The 21,405-nt window shown below is 69.9% G+C and carries 16 protein-coding genes; 15 read left to right on the top strand and 1 reads right to left on the bottom strand.

Translation table 11 applies throughout. The annotated features are described in order from the left end of the window. The first annotated feature begins 39 nt into the window (after positions 1–39). From HNR20_RS25445 to HNR20_RS25375, 15 genes are all read left to right on the top strand, one after another. Positions 40–1,113: a Gfo/Idh/MocA family protein gene (locus HNR20_RS25445; protein WP_184184639.1), complete on the top strand. Its 1,074-nt coding sequence runs from the start codon at positions 40–42 to the stop codon at positions 1,111–1,113. Beyond that, positions 1,110–2,108 carry an NAD-dependent epimerase/dehydratase family protein gene (locus tag HNR20_RS25440; RefSeq protein WP_184184636.1) on the top strand — a complete coding sequence of 333 codons (999 nt, stop codon included), beginning with the start codon at positions 1,110–1,112 and terminating at the stop codon, positions 2,106–2,108. Before HNR20_RS25445 ends, HNR20_RS25440 begins: the two co-directional genes overlap by 4 nt. Continuing rightward, positions 2,105–3,253: a DegT/DnrJ/EryC1/StrS family aminotransferase gene (locus HNR20_RS25435; protein ID WP_229687336.1), complete on the top strand. Its 1,149-nt coding sequence runs from the start codon at positions 2,105–2,107 to the stop codon at positions 3,251–3,253. Before HNR20_RS25440 ends, HNR20_RS25435 begins: the two co-directional genes overlap by 4 nt. After that, positions 3,250–3,933 carry an acetyltransferase gene (locus HNR20_RS25430; RefSeq protein WP_184184633.1) on the top strand — a complete coding sequence of 228 codons (684 nt, stop codon included), beginning with the start codon at positions 3,250–3,252 and terminating at the stop codon, positions 3,931–3,933. Before HNR20_RS25435 ends, HNR20_RS25430 begins: the two co-directional genes overlap by 4 nt. Further along, positions 3,930–5,051: a DegT/DnrJ/EryC1/StrS family aminotransferase gene (locus tag HNR20_RS25425; protein WP_184184630.1), complete on the top strand. Its 1,122-nt coding sequence runs from the start codon at positions 3,930–3,932 to the stop codon at positions 5,049–5,051. The genes HNR20_RS25430 and HNR20_RS25425 overlap by 4 nt, the downstream gene beginning before the upstream one ends. A gap of 108 nt (positions 5,052–5,159) precedes the next feature. Beyond that, positions 5,160–6,440 carry an MFS transporter gene (locus HNR20_RS25420; protein WP_184184627.1) on the top strand — a complete coding sequence of 427 codons (1,281 nt, stop codon included), beginning with the start codon at positions 5,160–5,162 and terminating at the stop codon, positions 6,438–6,440. Further along, positions 6,437–7,474 carry a TolB family protein gene (locus tag HNR20_RS25415; RefSeq protein ID WP_184184624.1) on the top strand — a complete coding sequence of 346 codons (1,038 nt, stop codon included), beginning with the start codon at positions 6,437–6,439 and terminating at the stop codon, positions 7,472–7,474. Before HNR20_RS25420 ends, HNR20_RS25415 begins: the two co-directional genes overlap by 4 nt. A 47-nt stretch (positions 7,475–7,521) precedes the next feature. Continuing rightward, positions 7,522–8,394 carry a DUF6492 family protein gene (locus tag HNR20_RS25410; protein WP_184184621.1) on the top strand — a complete coding sequence of 291 codons (873 nt, stop codon included), beginning with the start codon at positions 7,522–7,524 and terminating at the stop codon, positions 8,392–8,394. 285 nt (positions 8,395–8,679) lie between these two features. Beyond that, positions 8,680–10,068, top strand: coding sequence for an O-antigen ligase family protein (locus tag HNR20_RS32785; RefSeq protein ID WP_184184618.1), 1,389 nt, complete (start codon positions 8,680–8,682; stop codon positions 10,066–10,068). After that, a complete protein-coding gene (locus HNR20_RS25400; RefSeq protein ID WP_184184616.1) occupies positions 10,068–10,877 on the top strand; it encodes a Wzz/FepE/Etk N-terminal domain-containing protein in 810 nt (269 codons plus the stop codon). The genes HNR20_RS32785 and HNR20_RS25400 overlap by 1 nt, the downstream gene beginning before the upstream one ends. Positions 10,878–11,068: 191 nt before the next feature. Beyond that, positions 11,069–14,866, top strand: coding sequence for a DUF4082 domain-containing protein (locus tag HNR20_RS25395; protein ID WP_184184613.1), 3,798 nt, complete (start codon positions 11,069–11,071; stop codon positions 14,864–14,866). Positions 14,867–15,025: 159 nt separating this feature from the next. Then, positions 15,026–16,090 carry a glycosyltransferase family 2 protein gene (locus tag HNR20_RS25390; protein WP_260321886.1) on the top strand — a complete coding sequence of 355 codons (1,065 nt, stop codon included), beginning with the start codon at positions 15,026–15,028 and terminating at the stop codon, positions 16,088–16,090. A 51-nt stretch (positions 16,091–16,141) separates the two neighbouring features. Continuing rightward, entirely contained in the window at positions 16,142–17,275 is a 1,134-nt protein-coding gene (locus HNR20_RS25385) for an ABC transporter ATP-binding protein (RefSeq protein ID WP_184184607.1), read from the top strand. After that, positions 17,272–18,099, top strand: coding sequence for an ABC transporter permease (locus tag HNR20_RS25380; protein WP_184184604.1), 828 nt, complete (start codon positions 17,272–17,274; stop codon positions 18,097–18,099). The genes HNR20_RS25385 and HNR20_RS25380 overlap by 4 nt, the downstream gene beginning before the upstream one ends. Before the next feature lie 12 nt (positions 18,100–18,111). Beyond that, a complete protein-coding gene (locus HNR20_RS25375; RefSeq protein ID WP_184184601.1) occupies positions 18,112–19,158 on the top strand; it encodes a glycosyltransferase in 1,047 nt (348 codons plus the stop codon). Between the two features lie 113 nt (positions 19,159–19,271). Here the strand turns inward: HNR20_RS25375 and HNR20_RS25370 are convergent, their stop codons facing one another. Continuing rightward, the gene (locus HNR20_RS25370; RefSeq protein ID WP_184184598.1) at positions 19,272–21,224 is read right to left on the bottom strand and encodes a DUF4082 domain-containing protein; all 1,953 of its coding nucleotides are present in this window, start codon (positions 21,222–21,224) and stop codon (positions 19,272–19,274) included. Between the last annotated feature and the right edge of the window lie 181 nt (positions 21,225–21,405).

Below are 21,405 nucleotides of genomic sequence, written 5' to 3'. Positions count from 1 at the left end.
GGTGCCCACCACGAACCGCCGTAGACGAAACGGATCGCCGTGACTTCTTCACCTGCCGCCTCCGACAACCCCATCGGGATCGCCGTGGTCGGCGCCGGTTACTGGGGCCCCAACCTGGTTCGCAACTTCCAAGGCTCCACGGCGTTCCGCCTTCGCTGGCTGTGCGACCTCGACGTCGAACGGGCCCGCCGTGTGCTCGGGGACTACTCGACCGTGCAGGTCACCGACGACCTCGACACGGTACTGGCCGACGACGCGGTGCAGGCCGTCGCGATCGCCACCCCGGCCGGCACCCACCTGCCGGTGGCTTTGGCCGCGCTGCGCGCCGGCAAGCACGTGCTGGTGGAGAAGCCGCTCGCCGCCACGTACGACGAGGGCCGCCAACTCGTCGAGGAAGCCGACCGGCGCGGTCTCACGCTCATGTGCGACCACACCTACTGCTACACCCCGGCAGTCCTTCGCATCCGCGAGCTGCTGCACGCGGGGGAGCTGGGCGAGCTGCACTACCTCGACTCGGTTCGGATCAATCTCGGCCTGGTCCAGCGGGACATCGACGTGATCTGGGACCTGGCGCCGCACGATCTGTCGATTCTGGACTTCGTGCTGCCGCCGGGCGTCGCGCCGGTGGCCGTCGCCGCGCATGGTGTCGACGGCATCGGCGCCGGCCGCAGCTGCGTTGCCTACCTCACGCTGCAGCTCAACACCGGCGCGATCGCGCACATCCACGTCAACTGGCTCTCCCCCGTCAAGATCCGCACCGCCATCATCGGTGGCTCCAAGCGCACCCTGGTCTGGGACGACCTCAACCCCAGCCAGCGGCTGGCGATCTTCGATCGAGGGGTCGACGTGGCGACGCCCGACGAGCTCGGCGCCGAAGAACGCCACGACATGCTGGTGTCCTACCGCTCGGGCGACATGGTCGCGCCGGCACTGACGGAACGCGAAGCGCTGCGGACCATGGTCGAGGAGTACGCACGCGCCATCCGCACCGGGTCGCCCGCGCTCACCGACGGCCGATCCGGCCTACGGGTTCTGCAGATCCTGCAGGCAGCCTCGCACAGTCTCACCAAAGGCGGCGTGATGGTCGATCTGGAAGGAGGGTCCGAACGATGAGTGCGGCGGTTTCGGTCAAGAATGCGCGTGCCCTGGTGACAGGCGGAGCCGGCACGATCGGCTCGCACGTGGTCGACCTGCTCGTGCAGGGCGGCGCCAGCGAGGTCGTCGTCCTCGACAACCTCGTGCGCGGCCGGCGCGAGAACCTCAAGTGGGCGCTGCGCGACGATCGGGTGCGCGTGGTGGAGGGCGACATCCGCGATGTCGACCTCGTCCGCGACGTCACCCGGGGCAAGGACCTCGTCTTCCACCTCGCCGCCATCCGGATCACGCAGTGCGCCGAGGAGCCGCGGCTGGCCAACGAGGTCCTCGTCGACGGCACGTTCAACGTGCTGGAGGCGGCGGCCGCCGAGGGCGTCCGCAAGGTGGTCGCCTCGTCGTCGGCGTCGGTCTACGGCCTGGCCGAGGAGTTTCCCACCGGCGAGCGGCACCACCCGTACAACAACGACACCTTCTACGGGGCCGCCAAGGCGTTCAACGAGGCCATGCTGCGCAGCTTCCACGGGATGTACGGGCTGGACTACGTGGCCCTGCGGTACTTCAACGTGTACGGCCAGCGGATGGACGTCCACGGGCTGTACACCGAGGTGCTGATCCGCTGGATGGAGCGCATCGACGCGGGCCTCGCCCCGCTGATCCTCGGCGACGGCACCCAGACGATGGACTTCGTGGACGTGGGCGACATCGCCCGCGCCAACATCCTGGCAGCCGAGTCGGCGCACACCGACGAGGTGTTCAACATCGCCAGCGGGGTCGAGACCAGCCTCAACGAGCTTGCCCACACGCTCCTGTCGGTGATGAAGAGCGACCTGTCCCCGGAGTACGGCCCGGCGCGGAAGGTCAACGGGGTCACCCGGCGACTCGCCGACACCTCCGCCGCCGCGCAGGCACTCGGCTTCCGGGCGGAGATCGGCCTTCGGGAGGGCCTACAGGGGCTGGTCGAGTGGTGGCGCGCGGAGCAGCCCGCCCGCGGCGAGTCCCAGGAGGCGCGATGACCGTCGAGGCGGCACGCCGCATCCCGGTGATGCTCCCCGCGCTCGGCGAGGAGGAGGCACTGGCCGCGGCGGACGCCGTCCGCTCGGGGTGGGTCGCCCAGGGCCCCCGCGTCGCGGCGTTCGAGGCCGCGTTCGCCGCCAGCGTCGGTGCGGCCCACGGCGTCGCCGTCAGCTCCTGCACCACGGCGCTGCACCTCGCGCTCGTCGCGGTCGGGGTGGAGCCCGGTGACGAGGTGATCGTCCCGTCGCTGTCGTTCATCGCCACCGCCAACGCGGTCCGCTACGTCGGAGCACGGCCCGTCTTCGCCGACGTGGACGTCGCCACCGGCAACGTCACGGTGGCGACGCTCGACGCGGCCCGCACCCCACGCACCAGGGCCATCATCGCCGTGCACCAGGGCGGCGTGCCGGCCGAGGTGTCCGCGCTGCGGACCGCCGCCGACCGCTGGGGCGTCTCGCTGATCGAAGACGCGGCGTGCGCGGCGGGCTCGATGGTGAACGGTGGTCCGGTCGGCGCCGGGGCGTTGCTCGCGGCGTGGTCGTTTCACCCGCGAAAGCTCCTCACCACCGGCGAAGGCGGGATGATCACCACCGACAACGCGGACTGGGCGGCGCGGCTGCGCCGGCTGCGCGAGCACGGGATGAACGTGTCGGCCGCGGACCGGCACGCGAGCACCCAACCGATCCTCGAGGCGTACCTGGAGACGGGCTACAACTACCGGATGACCGACATCCAGGCCGCCATCGGCCTGGTCCAACTTGCCAAGCTCAGCGACATCGTGGCGCAGCGCCGCAGCCTCGCCGCGCGGTACCACGAGTTGATGGCCGACGTGCCCGGGGCGCTCGCGGTTCGCGACCCGGCGCACGGCCGCACCAACTTCCAGACCTTCTGGGTGCTGCTCAGCGACGAGTTCGGCGTCGGGCGGGACGAGACCCTCGCCGCGCTCGCCGCCGCCGGGGTGTCCGCCCGGCGCGGCATCATGGCGTCGCACCTGGAGCCGGCGTACGCGAACGTCGACCCGGCCCCGCTGCCGGTGACCGAACGGATCACGCGTGACTCGCTGGTGCTGCCCCTGCACCACGCGCTCACCGAGGACGACCAGGACCACATCGTCGGAACACTTCGTGCGCTGGCCCGCCGATGACCACCGATCTCGTGATCGTCGGCGCCGGAGGAATAGCTCGGGAGACGGCGGCCACCGCCGCGGCGATCAACGCGGCAGCGCCGACCTGGCGGCTACGTGGCTTTCTCGACGACGACCCAGCCCTGCACGGCGTGACCCGCGCCGGGTTGCCGGTGCTGGGCCCGCTGGACGCGATCGCTGACCTGCCCGATGCCGCCGTGGTGGTCTGCATCGCCAACGCACGCGACCCTGGCGTCCGCGAGCAGGTGGTGCGGCGGCTGGACCTGCCGCCAGCACGGTACGCGACCGTCGTCCACCCGTCGGCCGAGGTGCCCGCCGGCTGCACGCTCGGGCCGGGCTCGGTGCTGCTGGCTCAGGTCGTCCTGACCGCCGACGTCACGGTCGGCGCGCACGTGGCCATCATGCCGCAGACCGTGCTCACCCACGACGACGTCGTCGCCGACCACGTCACGATCGCCTCGGGCGTGCGGATCTCCGGTTCCGTGCGGATCGGACGCGGCGCCTACCTCGGGGCCGGCGCGCTGATCCGCGAATCGCTCACCATCGGCGCGAAGTCGCTCGTCGGCATGGGCTCGGTCGTGCTCAGCGACGTACCCCCCGACGAGGTGTGGGCGGGCAACCCGGCCCGCTTCCTCCGTCCGGTCCGCCAGCCAACTCTGCAGGGAGTGCTTCCACGATGATCGCGATTCCGTTGGTGGACCTGCAGGCCGCGCATGCCGAGGTGGCGGAGGAGGTCGCGGTCGGCTTCAAACGGGTCCTGGCGGACACCGCCTTCATCGGCGGCCCCGAGGTGGCCGCCTTCGAACGCGAGTACGCCGCGTTCGCCGGGGTGGACCACTGCGTCGGCGTCGCCAACGGCACCGACGCGCTCGAACTGGCGCTTCGCGCCGTCGGCGTCGGACCTGGCACCGAGGTGATCCTGCCCACGAACACCTTCATCGCCACCGCCGAGGCCGTCGCCCGAGCCGGCGCGCGACCGGTGCTGGTCGACTGCGATCCCGACTCGTACCTGATCGACGTCGACGCGGCGCTGGCCGCGATCACGCCGGCCACCCGGGCGATCGTCCCGGTACACCTCTACGGCCAACTGGCCCCGGTGGAGCGGCTACGGGACGGCCTGGCCGGGCGCGACGTCGCCATCGTCGAGGACGCCGCACAGTGCCAGGGCGCCACCCGGCACGGACGCGGCGCCGGCGTCGACGGCATCGCCGCGACCAGCTTCTACCCCGGCAAGAACCTGGGCGCGTACGGCGACGCGGGCGCCGTGGTGACCGCCGACGCCGACGTCGCCACCATGGTCCGCACCCTCGGCAGCCACGGCGGCCTGCAGAAGTACGTGCACGACGTCGTCGGTGTGAACAGCCGACTGGACGGCCTGCAGGCGGTCGTGCTCCGGGCCAAGCTGGCCCGGCTGACCAACTGGAACACGCTGCGCCGCGCCGCGGCCGCCCGGTACGACGCGTTACTGGAGTCGGTCGACGTGGTCCGCCCGACGACCCTGCCGGGCAACGAGCACGTCTGGCACATCTACTGCCTCCGGGTCCCCGGCGACGGCACCCCGGCCCGCCGGGACCGGGTGCTGGCGCGGCTCAACGCGAGCGGCGTCGGGGCGGGGATCCACTACCCCGTGCCGGTGCACCGCACGGGAGCCTTCGCCGGTCTCGGCTACCCGCAGGGGGCGTTCCCGCACGCGGAGCGGATCGCGACCGAGCTGCTCTCGCTGCCGATCTACCCACAGATCACCGCCGAGCAGCAGGAGTCCGTCGTCGCCGCGCTGACCGCCGCGCTGGCCGGCTGACCGTCTCTCGTTGCCCGGGTCGGCGGCGACCCGGGCGGCAGACGGGCAGGCTTCGCCGCCGGTGACGGCAGGCGGTGCGGACGTGGCGGGCCTGGGGATGGAGATGTCGTGTACGTGACGCTGCGGGACCGGCCGGACGATGCCGGTACGAGCCGGACCCGCATCGCCGTGCGCCGCGTGTCCGGGACGGTTGTGCTGCTCGGCACGGTCAGTCTTCTCACCGACGTGTCGTCGGAGATGGTGGCATCCATCCTGCCGCTCTACCTGACCGCCGTGGTCGGCCTGAGCCCCATCGCGTACGGCTTCCTGGACGGCATGTACCAGGGCGTCAGCGCGCTGGTACGGATCGCCGGCGGCTACGTCGGCGACCGCGGGCAACGACCGAAGTGGGTGGCGGTGACCGGGTACGGCGCGTCCGCGCTGAGCCGCCTGGCGATGCTGCCGGCGGCGGGCTTCGCGGCGATAACCGCGGTGGTCACCGTCGACCGGTTGGGCAAGGGCCTGCGCACCGCGCCCAGGGATTCCCTGATCGCCGCGGCGTCGCAGCCGGACGTGCTGGGGCGGGCCTTCGGCGTGCACCGGGCGCTGGACACCCTCGGCGCCGCCATCGGTCCACTGGTTGCCTTCGCGCTCTTCGCGGCCGTACCCGGCAGCTACGACTCGATCTTCGTCGTCTCGTTCGCCTTCGCGATCGCCGGGGTGGCGGTGCTGGTGCTGCTCGTGCCGGACCTGCCGACCGCGGCCGGCGCCGCCCGCGCCACGCTGCGCGAGGTGTTCTCGGAGATCGGCGGTCGAGGTCGACGGCGACCGCTGCTGGCCGCCGCACTACTGGGCCTGCTGACCATCGGCGACGGCTTCCTCTACCTGCTCCTGCAGGAGCGGGACGACTTCACCGCCCGCTACTTCCCCCTGCTCTACGTGGGCACCAACGTCGCCTACCTGGCGCTGGCCGTACCCCTGGGTCTGCTGGCCGACCGGGTCGGCCGCGGCCGGGTGCTCGTCGCCGGCCACCTGGCGCTGCTGGGCGGCTACCTGCTCGCGGCGCTGCCCAGCAGCGGCGTCGGCGGGACCCTCGCGGTCCTGCTGCTGCTCGGCACCTTCTACGCCGCCACCGACGGCGTGCTGGCGGCGTTGGTGAGTCGCCTTGTGGCCGCCAGGGCACGGGGAAGCGGAATCGCCGCCGCCCAGACCACGGTGGCGCTGGCCCGGTTCGCCGCGTCGGTGCTCTTCGGTCTGCTCTGGACCGTCCAGGGTCCCCGCCCGGCGCTGCTGCTCTTCGCCGCCCTGCTGGCGGTCGCCGTGCCGGTCGCCGCCTGGCTGCTGCGGGGCATCGATCGTCCGACCTCGGCGACGCGCCCCGACGCTCGACCCGGCGAAGTGCCGGCATGAGCGGGCGGGTGGGTGGGCTCGGGCCGCGGGCGCGACTGACCGCGCTGGCGGTGGTGCTGCTGGTGGCCTTCCTCAGCGCGGGCGGCTATGTCTGGCGGGCCCGGCAGGACCTGACTGCCGTGCAGGCGACGGCGACCGGCGCGCCGACACGCGACGACCTCGCCGTGGTGCGCGACGTGCCACACCTGGTCTTCCGGAACACGGCTCTCGGCGCCGACTACGGCCGGGTGGCGATGGTCCCGCTCTCGGCGCCGGCCGGGCCACGCGCGGTCACCGACGCCTCCTGCGAGCGGGTCTACGCGACCCGGGACGAGGCGATCTGCCTCTCGGCCGACCGGGGCCTGCTGACCACGTACCGGGCGCGGCTGCTCGGCGCGGACTGGTCGGTTCGGCGCGACCTGCCGCTGGTCGGCACACCGAGCCGGGCCCGGTTGTCGCCGGACGGGTCGCTGGTGGCGACGACCACGTTCGTCTTCGGGGACTCGTACGCGAATCCGGGGCAGTTCTCCACCCGTACGGTGATCAGCCGGACCGCCGGTGAGGTGATCGGGGACGTCGAGCGGTTCCCACTCGTCGTCGACGGCGCGGTGGTGACCGCGGTGGACAAGAACCTGTGGGGGGTGACCTTCGCCGACGACGACCGGTTCTACGCCACCGCCGCATCCGGGGGAAAGACCTGGCTGGTCGAGGGGAGTCTCGCGGCCCGCCGGGTGACCGCCCTGCGGGAGGACGCCGAGTGCCCGTCGCTCTCGCCGGACCGGACCCGGATCGCCTTCAAGAAGCACGGCGACCTGCCCCCCGGCCGCTGGCGCCTCGCCGTCTACGACCTCGCGACCGGCACCGAGACGCTGCTCGCCGAGACCCGCAGCGTCGACGACCAGGTCGAGTGGCTGGACGACACGAGAATCATCTACGCGCTGCCCCGCAGCGGTGCCGGGACGGCGACCAGCGACATCTGGTCAACCCCGGCGGACGGCCGGGGCGCCCCCGAGCTACTGGTATCCGACGCCTGGTCGCCGGCGGTGGTCCGGTGAAGACCGAACAGCCGGGCCCGCAGCCGGCCGACAGGAGGACTCCTGGCATGTCACGACTGGACATCATCACCCCCAGCTTCGCGCCTGACTTCGACCGCTGCGCCGACCTGCACCGCTCGGTGCTGGCGCACTCGCCGGATTCGATACGCCACCACATCATCGTGCCGCGCGCCGATCTGGCGCTCTTCGGTCAGTTGAGCGGGGCGCGCGCGGTGATCCACGACGAGGCGGACTTCCTGCCCCGGTCCTTCCGGTCCCTGCCGGGCGGGAAGTTCTCGGTCAACCTCCGCCGCCCGTTCCCCCCACTGCGCGGCTGGATCCTGCAGCAGATCATCAAGCTCGCGGCCGCGGCCCGCTCCGACGCCGACGTCGTCGTGCTTGTCGACTCGGACATCCAGTTCGTCCGGCCGTTCTCCGCCGACACCTTCCGTCGTGACGGGGTGGTCCGCTTCTATCGCAAACCCGACGAGGTCGACGAGCGGCTGCCACGGCACGTGATCTGGCATCAGGTCGCCCGGTCCCTGCTCGGTGTGCCGGCGGCCGTGCCGCCCTACCCCGACTACGTCTCGTCGCTGCTGGCGTGGGATCCGGCCGTCGTACGGCGGCTGCTGGCCCGGGTGGAGTCGGTGACCGGGCGCCGGTGGGCGGACGCGATCGGGGCCAACCTGCACTTCTCCGAGTGGACGCTGTACGGCGTCTATGTCGATGAGGTTGCCGGTACGGGAACGAATATCGACTCCTTCCGCGTCGAGGACACCCTCTGCCATGCCTACTGGGAGGAGACCCCATTGGACGATCGCGCGATGCAGGAGTTTCTCGGCGCCATCCAGGATCACGACATAGCGGTGATGATCTCCGCCAAGTCCCGTACGCCTACGCCGCTGCGTCGAAGGGCACTGGCCAACCTCTCCCTGGCCTGACCACGGACGACCGTGCGATTTGCGAGAGAGGTCCGGTTACGCAGACGGTCCAACGCGGTGGTCGAACCCGGCCGTCCGGCGTGCTGAGCCGTGAAACAGGACGATTCCGCGGGTCACGCCAGAGCGGTACGCTCGGGCCAGCCCTCCACTGAAGGATCCCGATCCAAGGGTAGGAACGAGAGCATGGTGCGGCGATTCAACGGATCGACGACAACCATGACCGGCGACGCCAGGCGCGTGAACGGCGGACGGGCTTCCGGAGGGCGACACGCCGAGCCCTTCCGCGTGGTGCGACCGCAGGGATCCCGCCAGGCCGCCTTCATGCTCCAGCTCTTCATCCTCAGCGCCTTCATCTTTCCGTCGGACACGGTGATCCGGATCGTCGGCGCGCAGGGCTATCTGGCGAGCCTCGTATCCCTCGTCCTCTTCCTGGCCTGGGCGGTGACGGCGCTGCTCGGCCTGCACGATCCGGTCCACACCCGCTATCCCGTTCGCGGGGCGTTGGCGGTGCTGTGGATCTGCGCGCTGCTCTCCTATGCCGCCATGCCGCTGTTCACGCCGGACGAGACCCAGCGGCTCAGCGCCGACCGTTGGATGCTCCTGCTCGTCGGCATGTCCGGGGTGATCCTGGTGACCGCCGAGCACCTGCGCAGCCCCGCCGATCTGCTGCGGGTCATTCGGACCGTGGTGTGGGGCGGCGCGTTCTCCGGTGTCGTGGCCACCCTCCAGTTCTGGTTCCTGTGGGACCTCAAGCCGTTGCTGCGCCTGGCGCTGCCGGGATTCGAGTCCGGCGAAGCGTACGGCTCGTTCCAGGGCCGCGACGCGCTCGTCCGGGTCACCGGGACGACCATCCATCCGATCGAACTGGGTGTGGTCGCCGGCATGCTCCTGCCGTTGGCGATCTGGCTCGGTATTCATGACCGGGAACGCTCGACCACGCGGCGGTGGCTGCCGGTGGGGCTGATCGGCATGTGCATACCGATGTCCGTCTCCCGGTCGGCGATCCTGGCTGTCGGCGTCGCGATGGCGACGTTCATCATCTGCGTGCCCGCCAAGCAGCGGGTCTGGCTGTTCGCCTTCGCGCCAGCCGCAGTCGTCGGCATCTTCGCCACCACACCGGGTTATCTGCGAACGATCATCGGCTCCATCACTGCGGGCTCAGAGGATGCCTCGATCACCAACCGGCTGGACAACTATCCCCGCGTGGTCGCGCTCGTGCAGCAGGCCCCGTGGCTGGGCCGGGGCGGTGGCACGTTCCTGCCGGAGGACGCGACACGAATTCTGGACAACCAGTACCTGAAGACCGCCATCGAGATGGGCGTCCTGGGCCTGGCCGCGCTCGTGCTGTACTTCCTGGTCCCCGCGATCACGGCACTGCAGGCGCGGACCCGGGCGACCGATCCTGAGTTGCGCTCGCTCTGCGGCGCGCTTGCCGGCGCCTGCCTCGCCGCAGCGGTCGGGGCCTACACGTTCGACGCGTTCTCGTTCGCGCAGTTCGCCTCGGTCCACGCCGTTGTCCTCGGGCTCTGCGCCACCTGCTGGCTGGCCGTCCAGCGGTGGCCCGCGCAGACCCGGATCTTTCCCGTGTCGGTGACCGCGGCGCCCCCGCGGCCAACAGAGCCGGCACCGTCCCCGGCTGCCCGCCCATCTCCTGCCGCAAGAATTGAGCCCTGATGGATCTCCTGGCCCTGTTCACGACCGTGCGACGCCACAAGCTGATCGTGCTGGCAGTGTTGGTAGTGCTGATCGCCGGGAATGCCTTCGTCGCCTTCGGGATAGCGCCGCGGTACGAGTCGCAGGCGCAGTACGTGCTGATCGCCCCACCGCCCCAGCCGAGCGATGCCGCGATCGCCCGGGACCCGTCGCTCCTCAAGGTCAACGCGAACAACCCGTACCTGCGACTGCCCAACCCGTCCGTGGTGGTCGACGTCCTGGCCCAGCGGGTGTCGGGCGGCCTGGTCCGCGAGGGGTTGATCGGCCAGGGGGCCGACAAGGACTACACGATCAGCTCGACCAACGCGATCGGCTCGGGCCTGGTCATCAACATCGTCGGCACGGGCAGCTCCCCCGACTCGGCCGTGAAGACCCTCGACCTGGTGTCCGAGAGCATGGAAAAAGAGCTGTACGACATGCAGAAGGTCGACGGCGCGGACGACAAGTACCTGTTCCAGGCGCTGCCCATCAACCCACCGACGGATCCCACGCGCAAGGTCACCGGGACCATCCGGTCGATGATCGCGGTGTCGGCCGCCTGTCTGGTGCTGCTCTTCGGCATGATCTCCGTCGCCGAGGCCGTCGGCCCGCGCCGGACGAAGCGGGTGGTGCCGATCGACGATCCGGATGCTCCGCGAGAGGCGACCGAGCCGACGAATGCACCCGTCGTACCGCAGCGCGCCAACACCTCCGATCTCACTATCGTGTTACCCCGTGTGAAGGGGGCCGAGCAGCAGGGGCCGGCGAGCCAAAGGCCTGCGCGGGACTAGTTCGTCCTGCTCATCGACCTCAGCTGTCAACCATCTGACGCAGCGTGCCTGATCGGCTGGCTGCTGGCGGCCACCCGGTGTTACAGCCAGTGTGGACGGCCGTTGGCAAGAGATGAGGGGTTCTCTACTTTTCAATATTGAGCCGCCCGGCAGGCGCCGTGACGTCTCGTAGCGAGAGGTGGGTGCCCGAGATGGCGATGACGACCCAGCCACTGATCCGGACCGCGCTGCCGGGCACACTGCCGCGAAACGGCGGTTGGGCCACCACGGGTGGTGTGCACCGCCGAATGCGCCCCGGCTTGGCGATCCTGGTCGCCATCAGCGTCATCCTCGCCGGAGCCATCGCCGGAACGATCGCCGGCCCGACGCCGGCCGCCGCCGCCACCTGCGACCCGAATCCCGTGGTCTGCGAGAACGCCCAGTCGGGTCAACCGGCCTCGGAGTGGGACATCGACGGTTTCGGCGACTGGACGATCCAGGGCTTCGCCACCGACATCAGCGTGAACCGTGGCCAGCGGATCGACTTCAAGATCGACACCGCGGCGACCGCGTACACCATCGAGATCTACCGCCTCGGCTGGTATGGCGGCGCCGGCGCCCGGCGGATCACGCCGGTGACACCGTCCGCGACACTGCCGCAGCACCAACCGGACGACTGCATCACCAACAACGACACCCAGATGTTCGACTGTGGGAACTGGCAAGTATCCGCGTCGTGGCAGGTCCCCGCGACCGCCGTCTCCGGCGTGTACATCGCACGGTTGAAGCGCACCGACGTCGACACCGGCAGCGCGAGCCACATCACCTTCGTGGTGCGCGACGACAGCAGCACGTCGAGCCTCTTCTTCAAGACCTCCGATGCCACCTGGCACGCCTACAACACCTACGGCGGCGGGAACTTCTACGAGGCGCTGCAGAACGGCCGGGCGTTCGAGGTCAGCTACAACCGGCCGTTCTCCACCCGAGGCAGCAGCAACGGTCGCGACTTCCTGTTCAGCAACGAGTACCCCATGATCCGCTTCCTGGAGCGCAACGGGTACGACGTGAGCTACACCACCGACATCGACACCGACCGACGCGGCAGCCTCATCCGCAACCACGACGTGTTCCTGTCCGTGGGGCACGACGAGTACTGGTCCGGCCCGGAGCGCACCAACGTCGAGGCGGCCCGCGACGCCGGCGTGAACCTGGCCTTCTTCAGCGGCAACGAGGTCTACTGGCGGACCCGGCTCGCGCCCAGCGTGGACGGCACCAACACCCCGCACCGCACGCTGGTCTGCTACAAGGAAACCTGGGCCAATGCCGACATCGACCCGACCAACGAATGGACCGGCACCTGGCGAGATCCACGGTTCATCCAGCCCGGCAACGGCGCGGGACAGCCGGAGAACGCCCTGACCGGCACCGCCTACATGAGCAACAACACCGATCTCGCGCTGCAGGTACCGGAATACCAGGGCAAGTTCCGGCTGTGGCGGCACACGGGCCTCGCCAGCACCGCGCCAGGCCAGACGGCGACGCTCGCCCCGCACACGATCGGTTACGAGTCCGACGAGGACGTGGACAACGGATTCCGGCCAGCGGGTCTCATCCGGCTCTCCACCACGACCGGATCGACACCTGAATACCTGCGCGACTTCGGCAACACGGTCACCCCGGGCACCACCACCCACCACCTCACGATGTACCGCGCGCCCAGCGGAGCCCTGGTGTTCGGCGCCGGGACCGTCCAGTGGGCGTGGGGTCTGGACTCGGTGCACGACGGCACCACCTCGCCGGCCGACAGCCGAATGCAGCAGGCCACCGTCAACCTCTTCGCCGACATGGGGGTTCAGCCGGCGACACTGATGCCGGGCCTCCAGGCGACGTCAGCGTCCACCGACACGCTGGCACCGACCACCACCATCACCGCACCGGCGAACGGCTCGACGGTCACCAACGGCTCCCTGGTGACCGTGCGGGGCACCGCCGCCGACCTGGGCGGTGGCCGGGTCGCGGGCGTCGAGGTGTCGACCGACGGCGGCGCCACCTGGCACGCCGCCGACGGCACCACGTCCTGGTCGTACAGTTTCCACTCCGGCGGCGCCGGCACCCAGGTGGTCCGGGTCCGGGCGATCGACGACAGCGTCAACATGCCGTCGACACCGTCCACGGTCACCCTGAAGCTGGCCGGGCCCAGCACCCTCTTCGGATCCCGCGTGCCAGACAACCCGGCGGTCAACGACAGCTCTCCGGTCGAGCTGGGCGTGCGGTTCAGCTCGCAGGACGACGGCTACGTCACCGGCGTGCGCTTCTACAAGGGCGCGGCCAACACGGGTACGCACACCGGAAGCCTCTGGACGGGCACAGGCACCCGACTGGCCACTGGAACGTTCGTCGGGGAGACCAGCGCCGGCTGGCAGACGCTGGCCTTCGCCAGCCCCGTGCCCATCACCCACGGCACCGAGTACGTCGTGTCCTACACCGCCCCCAATGGTGGCTACGCCGCCGACCCACTGGCGTTCAGCGGTCGCGACGTGAACTCCGCGCCGCTGATCGCACCCCGATCCACCCCGTCGCGCGGCAACGGCGTCTTCGCCTACGGCAGCGGCTTCCCGACATTGACCTACAACGACGTCAACTACTGGGTGGACGTCACGTTCATCGACAGCGCGGCCGGCCCGCCGAGCCCGGTGGCGACCACGCCGTCGGCGAACGCCACCACAGTGCCGATCACGGTACGTCCGTCCGTGATCTTCTCGAAGCCGTTGAACCCGACGTCCATTCAGTTCGCCCTCAAGAACCAGGCGAACGTGTCCGTCGCCGGCACGGTCGGATACGACGATGCGACCAAGACGGTGACCTTCACCCCGTCGGCTTCGCTGGCCACCGCGACCACCTACACCGCCACCGTCACCGTGGCCGACAACCAGGGCAACCCGGGTGACGAACCCACCGTCTGGTCCTTCACCACCGACGCGTACGCCGCCATCTACACGATGTTCCCACTGAACGCGACGCCGCAGTCGGCGGCGGACAGCGACCCCAGCGCGGTGGAACTGGGCGTGAAGTTCGTCCCGTCGACAGACGGACGGATCGTCGGGGTGCGCTTCTACCAGGGCACCGGCAACAACGGTACGCACACCGGCAGCCTGTGGACGGCCTCCGGCACGCTGCTGGCCCGTGCCACGTTCTCCGGCGAGTCGGGCTCCGGCTGGCAGAGCGTGCGGTTCGACAGCCCGATCACGGTGACCGCCGGCACGACGTACGTCGCGTCGTACTTCGCGCCCAACGGCCACTACGCCTCGACATCGAACTTCTTCTCGACGCTCTGGACCAACGGACCGCTCAGCGCGCCGCCGACAACGGCCAACGGCGTCTACAACTACGGCAGGCACGCGTTCCCGCAGAACTCGTACCAGTCCAGCAACTACTGGGTCGACCCGCTCTTCGTGCCGGACGCACCGCCGGACCCCGGCCCGACACCAACACCGACACCGACACCGACGTCCAGCCCCAGCCCGACTCCCCCGCAGGGTCCGCCGGTCAGCCTGTTCAGCGACACGGACACACCGCAGCATCCGAACTGGAACGACTCGAACTCGATCGAGGTCGGCGCGCGATTCACCGCGGACGTCAGCGGGTCGGTGACCGCGGTGCGGTTCTTCAAGGGGCCGGACAACAACGGACTGCACACCGGAACGCTGTGGACCTCGAACGGGGACCTACTGGCGACGGCGTCGTTCACGAACGAGACCGGATCCGGATGGCAGGTCGCCACATTCTCGCAACCCGTCAACATCACGGCGGGCACCACCTACGTCGTCTCCTACTGGACCTCGGTCGGGCAGTACGCGGTCAATCTGAACGCTCTCGCGGGCCAGGGAATTGATCGTGGACCACTGCACATACCGGCGGGTGGCGCCAGCTTCCGCTACGGCGGCGGCTTCCCCGATTCCGCCGTCTCGCACAACTTCTGGGTGGACGTCGTATTCCGACCGAACACCTGACGTAGTCAACTACCGGACACCAGCTCGAAGCAGTCGGAGGTTGTGCGTCGGCGCGGACGTACGGCACCTTGAGGAGCGGCGCGACCATGCTTGCGCGGATCTCTGTCCACAGGCGATTGAGGGAGTCCTGGTGAGCCTGGCCGACGTGGGCGTCGCCGCATGGTGACCCGGGAAAGGCCGCGCCCGTTGCGGCGACGGCCGACCGTTTCCGTCGTGGTTCCCTGTTACAACTACGGCCGTTATCTTCCGGCCTGCGTGCAGAGCATTCTCACGCAGGAAGGCATGGACGTCGATGTCCTCATCGTCGACGACGCCTCACCCGACGGCAGCGTCGAGGTGGCCCGCGAGATCGCCGTGGATCCGCGGGTCCAGGTGATCGAACACGTGGTCAATCAGGGTCATCTCGCCACGTACAACGAGGGCTTGGCGAAGGCGACCGGCGACTATCTCGTCCTGCTCTCCGCGGACGACCTACTCACGCCCGGTTCGCTGGCACGGGCCACCGCGTTGCTGGAGGCGCATCCGGAGGTCGGGTTCGTCTACGGCTTCTCCGCGGCGTTCAACGACCGCACTCCCACACCGCGGACCCGGGCGACCTCGTGGACGATCTGGACCGGCGCCGAGTGGCTGCGGGAGAACTGCGAACGGGCCACCAACCCGGTGTCGACGCCCGAGGTGGTGATGCGGGCGAGTGTCATGCACGACCTCAAGGGCTACGACTCACGGGTGCCGCACGCTGCGGATTTCCTGCTCTGGCTGCGGGCCGCCGCCCGCGCCCACGTCGGCCGGGTCAACGGCGTCGACCAGGCGTTCTACCGCGTACACGGTGCCAACATGCATGTCCAGGAGTTCGGCGGCATGATCCGCGACATCACCGAGCGGAACAGCGTCTTCGAGATCCTCTTCACCGAGGAGGGCGACCGGGTCGAGCCGGTGCGCCACCTGCACACCGCGGCCCGGGCGGCGCTCGCCCGCACGGCCCTGTCCCTCGCGTGCCGGGCCCACGAGCTGGATGACGGCGGGGACGAGCTGCCCGAGCGGTTGGCCGACCTGGCGGAGAGCATCGACCCCGAGGCGCGGGGGTCACGGCTCTGGCGACGTTACGAACGCAACGCACGCCGCGGACCACGGCCCGAGCGCCCACCCCGACTGCGGCGGCTGGCCGACCGAGTGGATCGCCGGGTGCGGTGGGGTTGGTGGCGTTGGCGCGGCATCCGGGTCTGACCGGCGCGGCGAACAAGCAGATCCACGAGGGTGAAGGGGGCGGTTGACGGCATGTCGGCGATTTCGGAGCGAGCGGTTGACGTCGGCGTGGCCGACCTCCCGTCGGCCGGGCGATCGGAACCACCTACCCCAGCGGACGGCCTCGGCCAGGCGCAACGGGTCGGCGCACGGTCACCCGCCGACGCCGAGGAGGTCCTCGTCCTGTCCGGCCTGACCAAGGTGTACGAGCCGACGCCGAAGTGGATGCGGGTCCTGGCGCGGACGCACATCAAGTCGGACGTCATCGCGCTCGACGGCATCGACCTGACCGTTCGCGCCGGCGAGATCTGCGCGATCGTCGGCCCGAACGGCGCCGGTAAGACCACCCTGTTCCGGATAATCGTCGGCCTGACCACGGCGACGAGCGGCGAGGGCACCCTCCTCGGGCTCGATGTCGAGCGGGACTCCGAGCAGATCCGCCAGGTCGTCGGCTGGATGCCGGCGGACGACCGGAGCCTGCTCATGCGGGCCACCGCCCGGGAGAACCTGCACATGCACGGTCGCCTGCAGGGCATGTCGCCGCGGTTGATGGCGACCCGGATTCCCGAGGTCCTGGCAACGGTGGATCTGGAGTCGCGGATCGACACGGTCGTCGCCGGCCTCTCGGCCGGCATGAAGGCCCGGCTGAGGCTGGCGCGGGCGCTGCTCTCCGGCCCCCGGGTGCTCATCCTCGACGAGCCGACCGGGGCGGTGGATCCGATCGCCGCGCACGGGCTCCTCGATCTGATCACCGATCTCGTCCAGCGGGAACGACTCGCGGTGCTGATCTCGTCGCACCGCCTCGAAGAGATCGAGGCGCTGCGGTCCCAGGCCCTGCTGCTCGACAAGGGCCGGGTCAAGTACTTCGGCGACCTCGACAGCCTGCGGGAGCAGTGGGAACGACCGCAACTCGAACTGGTCTTCGCCTCGACCGACGCAGCCGACCAGGCGGCTGCGGACCTGACGTCGCTGGGCCTGGAGCTCACCGTCGACGGGCCCACCCTCCGGTGCTGGCTCAAGGTGCGCGACGGAGCGGGTGACGTGCTGGCCGCGCTCGGCGCTGGCGCCCGGCAGGTCCGGCACGTCCGCGAGATCCCGATGCCGCTGCGGGACCTGATCGCTCGCGCCTACCGTCACGACCAGACCGCAGAAGGCGGAGCGACATGAGCCTGGCCTACACCGCCCCGATCGGCCGTCGTGGGCTCTGGCGCAAGTCGCTCGACACCTGTGCGGCCTACGTCCGGATCGACCTGGTGGAAGAGCGGATGTTCCCGGCCACCACCATCCTGCGGTACGCCGCAGTGGTCTTCCCCGTGCTGCTCTACTTCTTCCAGGGCACGTTCCTGAATGCCACCGACGCGTTCGCCTTCATGCTCATCGGCGCGAGCGTCACCGCGGGCTTCCAGGACGCGCTGACCGCGTTGACCAACCGGCTCCAGTTCGCGCAGGAGCGCGGCACACTCGAGACCTACCTGGTGGAGCCCGTGCCGTGGGCGCTGATCCCGATCGCGATGAACATCTGGCGCAGCGTCACCGGCACCGTGATGGCAGCCTTCATGATCGCGTTCGGCAGCCTGTTGGGTGCCCAGATCGAATGGCGGTCCATCCCCCTCGCGCTGCTGGTGTTCCTGGTCGGGATAGCCGCCTGCAACGCCATCGGCACCCTCGCCGCCAGCTTCATCATCCTGTTCAAGCGCGGCGAGCCGGTCATCATGCTCTACAGCCTGGCCGCGGGGGTGCTCGGCGGCACCCTCTTCCCGATCAGCGTGCTGCCGGACTGGATCCGCTGGGTCAGCTACCTCGTGCCGCACTCCTACGTCATCTCCGCGGAGCGGCAGTTGCTCATGGGTGACCCACCGGCCGAAGGGCTGTCCCCGCTGGTGTCGCTGGCGATCCTCACCGGGTTCAGTGTGGTCATGTTCGCGATTGGCCTGACCGTCTTCGACCGCTCTCTCCGGCTCGCCCGCAAGCTCGGCATCCTGAGCATCTGACGGCGGCGGACGATGGGCCTTGAGGAGCAGGCACGGCGGGCGTACCGGGTCTACCAGCAGTACCGGCAGCACGGTCCGCCCAAGATCCGGTTACGGGAGACGCCTTCCGCGGCGCCGACCATCTACTACCTGGCCCGCGACTACAACAAGCCCTCCGGCGGCATCCGCACCCTCTACCGACACGTCGATGTGCTCAACGAGGCCGGCGTCGCCGCTGCGGTGCTGCACGAGCGCCGCGGCTTCCGGTGCACATGGTTTCCTCATCGCACCCGCGTCACCGACGTGCGGTCGAGCCCACTCGGACCCGACGATCTCCTCGTGGTGCCCGAGACCGACGCCCGGCTGCTGCCCCGGTTGCCGGCGAGCGTGCGGCACGTCGTCTTCAACCAGAGTGGGCACCTCACCTGGAACGTGGACGCGGAGCTGGTCACGCGGCACTACCTGGCAAGCCCCGGTCTGCTCGGCGTCATGGTGGTCTCGGAGCACAGCCAGGACCTCCTCGAACACGCGTTCCGCAGGCCGATCCACCGGGTCCGGTTGAGCGTCGACGCGGCGCTGTTCAACCCCCCCGACCGGCCCAACGGACGGGTGATCAGTTACATGCCCCGGCGCGGGCGGGCGGACGCCGAGACGGTCCTGCACCTGCTGCGGGCTCGCAGCGCGCTGGCCGGGTGGACCATCGACGCGGTGGACGGTGTCTCGCAGGAGGAGGTCGCCCGCCGGCTACGCGCCTCGACGATCTTCCTGAGCTCCTGCTACCAGGAGGGGTTCGGGCTGCCGGCGGTCGAGGCGATGGCGTCCGGGAACTACGTCGTCGGCTTCCACGGTTTCGGCGGCCGGGAGTTCTTCGATCCCGCGTTCAGCCAGCCGACTCCCACCGGCGACCTGCTTGCCATGAGTCGCGCGCTGGAGGAATGCCTGACCCGGGAGGTTGAGCAGCCCGGCTGGTGCTGGTCGCGGGGCGTGGAGGCAGCGCGGTACGTGCGGGCTGAATATTCGGCCGAACGGGAGGCCGCCAGCATCCTGGCGTTCTTCAAGGAGATCGGCCACCGCCCCTGACCTCGCCGGTGGCCGCACCACACGGCCCCGGACCGCTCCCCGGCCGCCGGAATTCCGGCCCCACGAGGGTGGGACCGGAATCCGGGTGATCGACCGCGGGGTACGTCAGGACGTCACGGTGTGATCTTGTAGATGTGGTACGCGGACTCCCGGGCGAACGAATCCTGCAGTGCGCCGCCGCTGATCGGCACCGTTCGGTTCTCGAACAGGACCTCGGCCCGCGCCCCCTTCAAACCGGGCGGGAGCGTCAGCGTCTGGGCGCCCGTGCCGGCGGTCCGGCCCGGCATCGCGAAGACGTAGTACGCGTTCCCGTACGCCTTGAGCATCGTGTCGAGGTTCGGGTTGAACCGCCACTCGTACGACTGGGTGTTCAGCACCGGCGCCAGGGAACTCACCCGCCGGTTCAACTCGGTCACCACCGGTCGGACGGCAGCGCCACACCGATCGCGCAGCACGTGCTGGGAGAGGCAGGAGCCACCGAAGTTGTGGTTGAAGTACTGGATGCCCCGCGCCTCGTGGATCAGCGAGTTCATCACCGCGCCGGCGATCTGGTCACCGGTGATGGTCGGTGCGTTGTTCTCGGTGAACGGATGCCCCAACTCCACGAAGGCGAAGATCGGCTGACGCTTGCCGTCCGCCCCGTCGAGGCTGCGCATCCGGTCCATGGTCCGGCCATAGTTCGCGGCGCGCCGGCAGTTTTCCCGCAGGACGCCAATGCCAGGCCCCTCGGACGGGGAGTTGCAGACGCCGGGGTCGGTGTACCAGTAGATGTCGTTGGAGACCACGTTGGTGTAGCTGTTGACGAAGCGGCCCGCCTCGGCGTCGGTCTCCCAGAACATGACGCCCTTGCCGTAATTGGAGTACCGCAGCCGCCCGTCGGCGGGGAACCGCTTGAGCATCGCCTCCTGGATCGTGTATCCACAGCGGCCGTTGGCAGGTTGGCAGACCGATCCCTGGCCGGGATAGTTGCCGGTCCAGGCCGAGCTGCCCGGGCCGCCCCACATGTCAACCTCGTCGGACAGTGACCAGGCGACGGTCGACGGTCCGACCTGCCGGCTGTTGCCCCCGATCACGCTCATCCCGGCGCTCTCGATGAGCCGCAGGTTGCTGTTGTCGGTCGGCGCCACGTACGTGTTGATGCCCGCGCTCTTGTCCAGGGCGGTGTCCCGCGCCTCGATCACGCTCTCCTGCCACACCCCGATCGGGAAGAAGGCCGGGTTGGTCCAGCCCGCTCCCCGGGCGACCGGGTACGCCCCGTAGTAGGCGGGGCCGCCCTCCCAGGCAATACGAGGCAGGGTCAGCGGACTGACCGTCGTCGGTGTCGGGCTGGGCGTCGTCGGGGGGCGCGTCGGCGACGGGGACGCCGACGGGGTACGGGTCGGCGAGGTGCTCGGACGAGCGGAGGCAGTCGGGGCAGGTGTTCCACCCGCGGCGGGAGCGAAGACGACATCGACCCAGTAGTTGCTGGACTTGTAGGTCGACGTGGGGAAGCCGCCGGCGCCGTACGCGTAGACACCCGCGACGCCCGAGGTGCTCAGTGGGCCGGATGTCACGGTCCGATTGAAGAAGTTCTGCGTCGCCCGGTACCGAGTCGTGTGGTACGAGACGACGTACACCTGACCGGCCTCGATCCGGACCGGCGTCGGGAGCTTCACCTCCTCCCAGCCCGAGGCCGACTCGTTGGTCGAGGTCGCGGTGGCGAGCTTCTGTCCTCTCGCGGACCAGACGTTGACCGGGTGCGAGCTTCTGGAGCCGTTCGCCTTGAGAAACCGGACGGCGGCCAACGTCCCGTTGCTGCTCGAGGTGAAACGGAGGCCGAGCTCGACGGCCTGGGTGTCGGGGTCGGTCGGCACGCCGGAGACGTCCGATCCGGCGAAGAAGGAGAAGGTTCCGGCTCGGCTGGTCGCTGCACCGGCGGCGAGGACCGTTGCCGAGGCCATGATGGCCAGGGCCGCGACGATGGTGAAGATCAGGCGCCCACGACGCGGGCGGAGCCCCGGTGGCAGCGAGGCGGCCCCTGCGAGCGAGCGGGGGGCCGGAGGAACGGGAGGATGCTGGCTTTCCACGAGACTTGACACCTTTCGGGTTGGATCTCTTATCGCCGCCACCCCGTTTGGTCGAGATGGATACGCCTCCCCAGTGCGATTGTCTGACGCGGACAGCTACCGCTGTTCCGGCCAGTCGCCGCTGCCCGGGCTAACGAGGAGCAGGAGCCGATGAGGTACGGCCCTCCGCGAGACTTAATGG

Origin of the sequence: Micromonospora parathelypteridis (genome assembly GCF_014201145.1) — a bacterium.
Taxonomy (GTDB): Bacteria; Actinomycetota; Actinomycetes; order Mycobacteriales; family Micromonosporaceae; genus Micromonospora; species Micromonospora parathelypteridis.
Note: the sequence above shows the minus strand (reverse complement) of the source record. Positions and strands in the feature narration are given on the sequence as shown.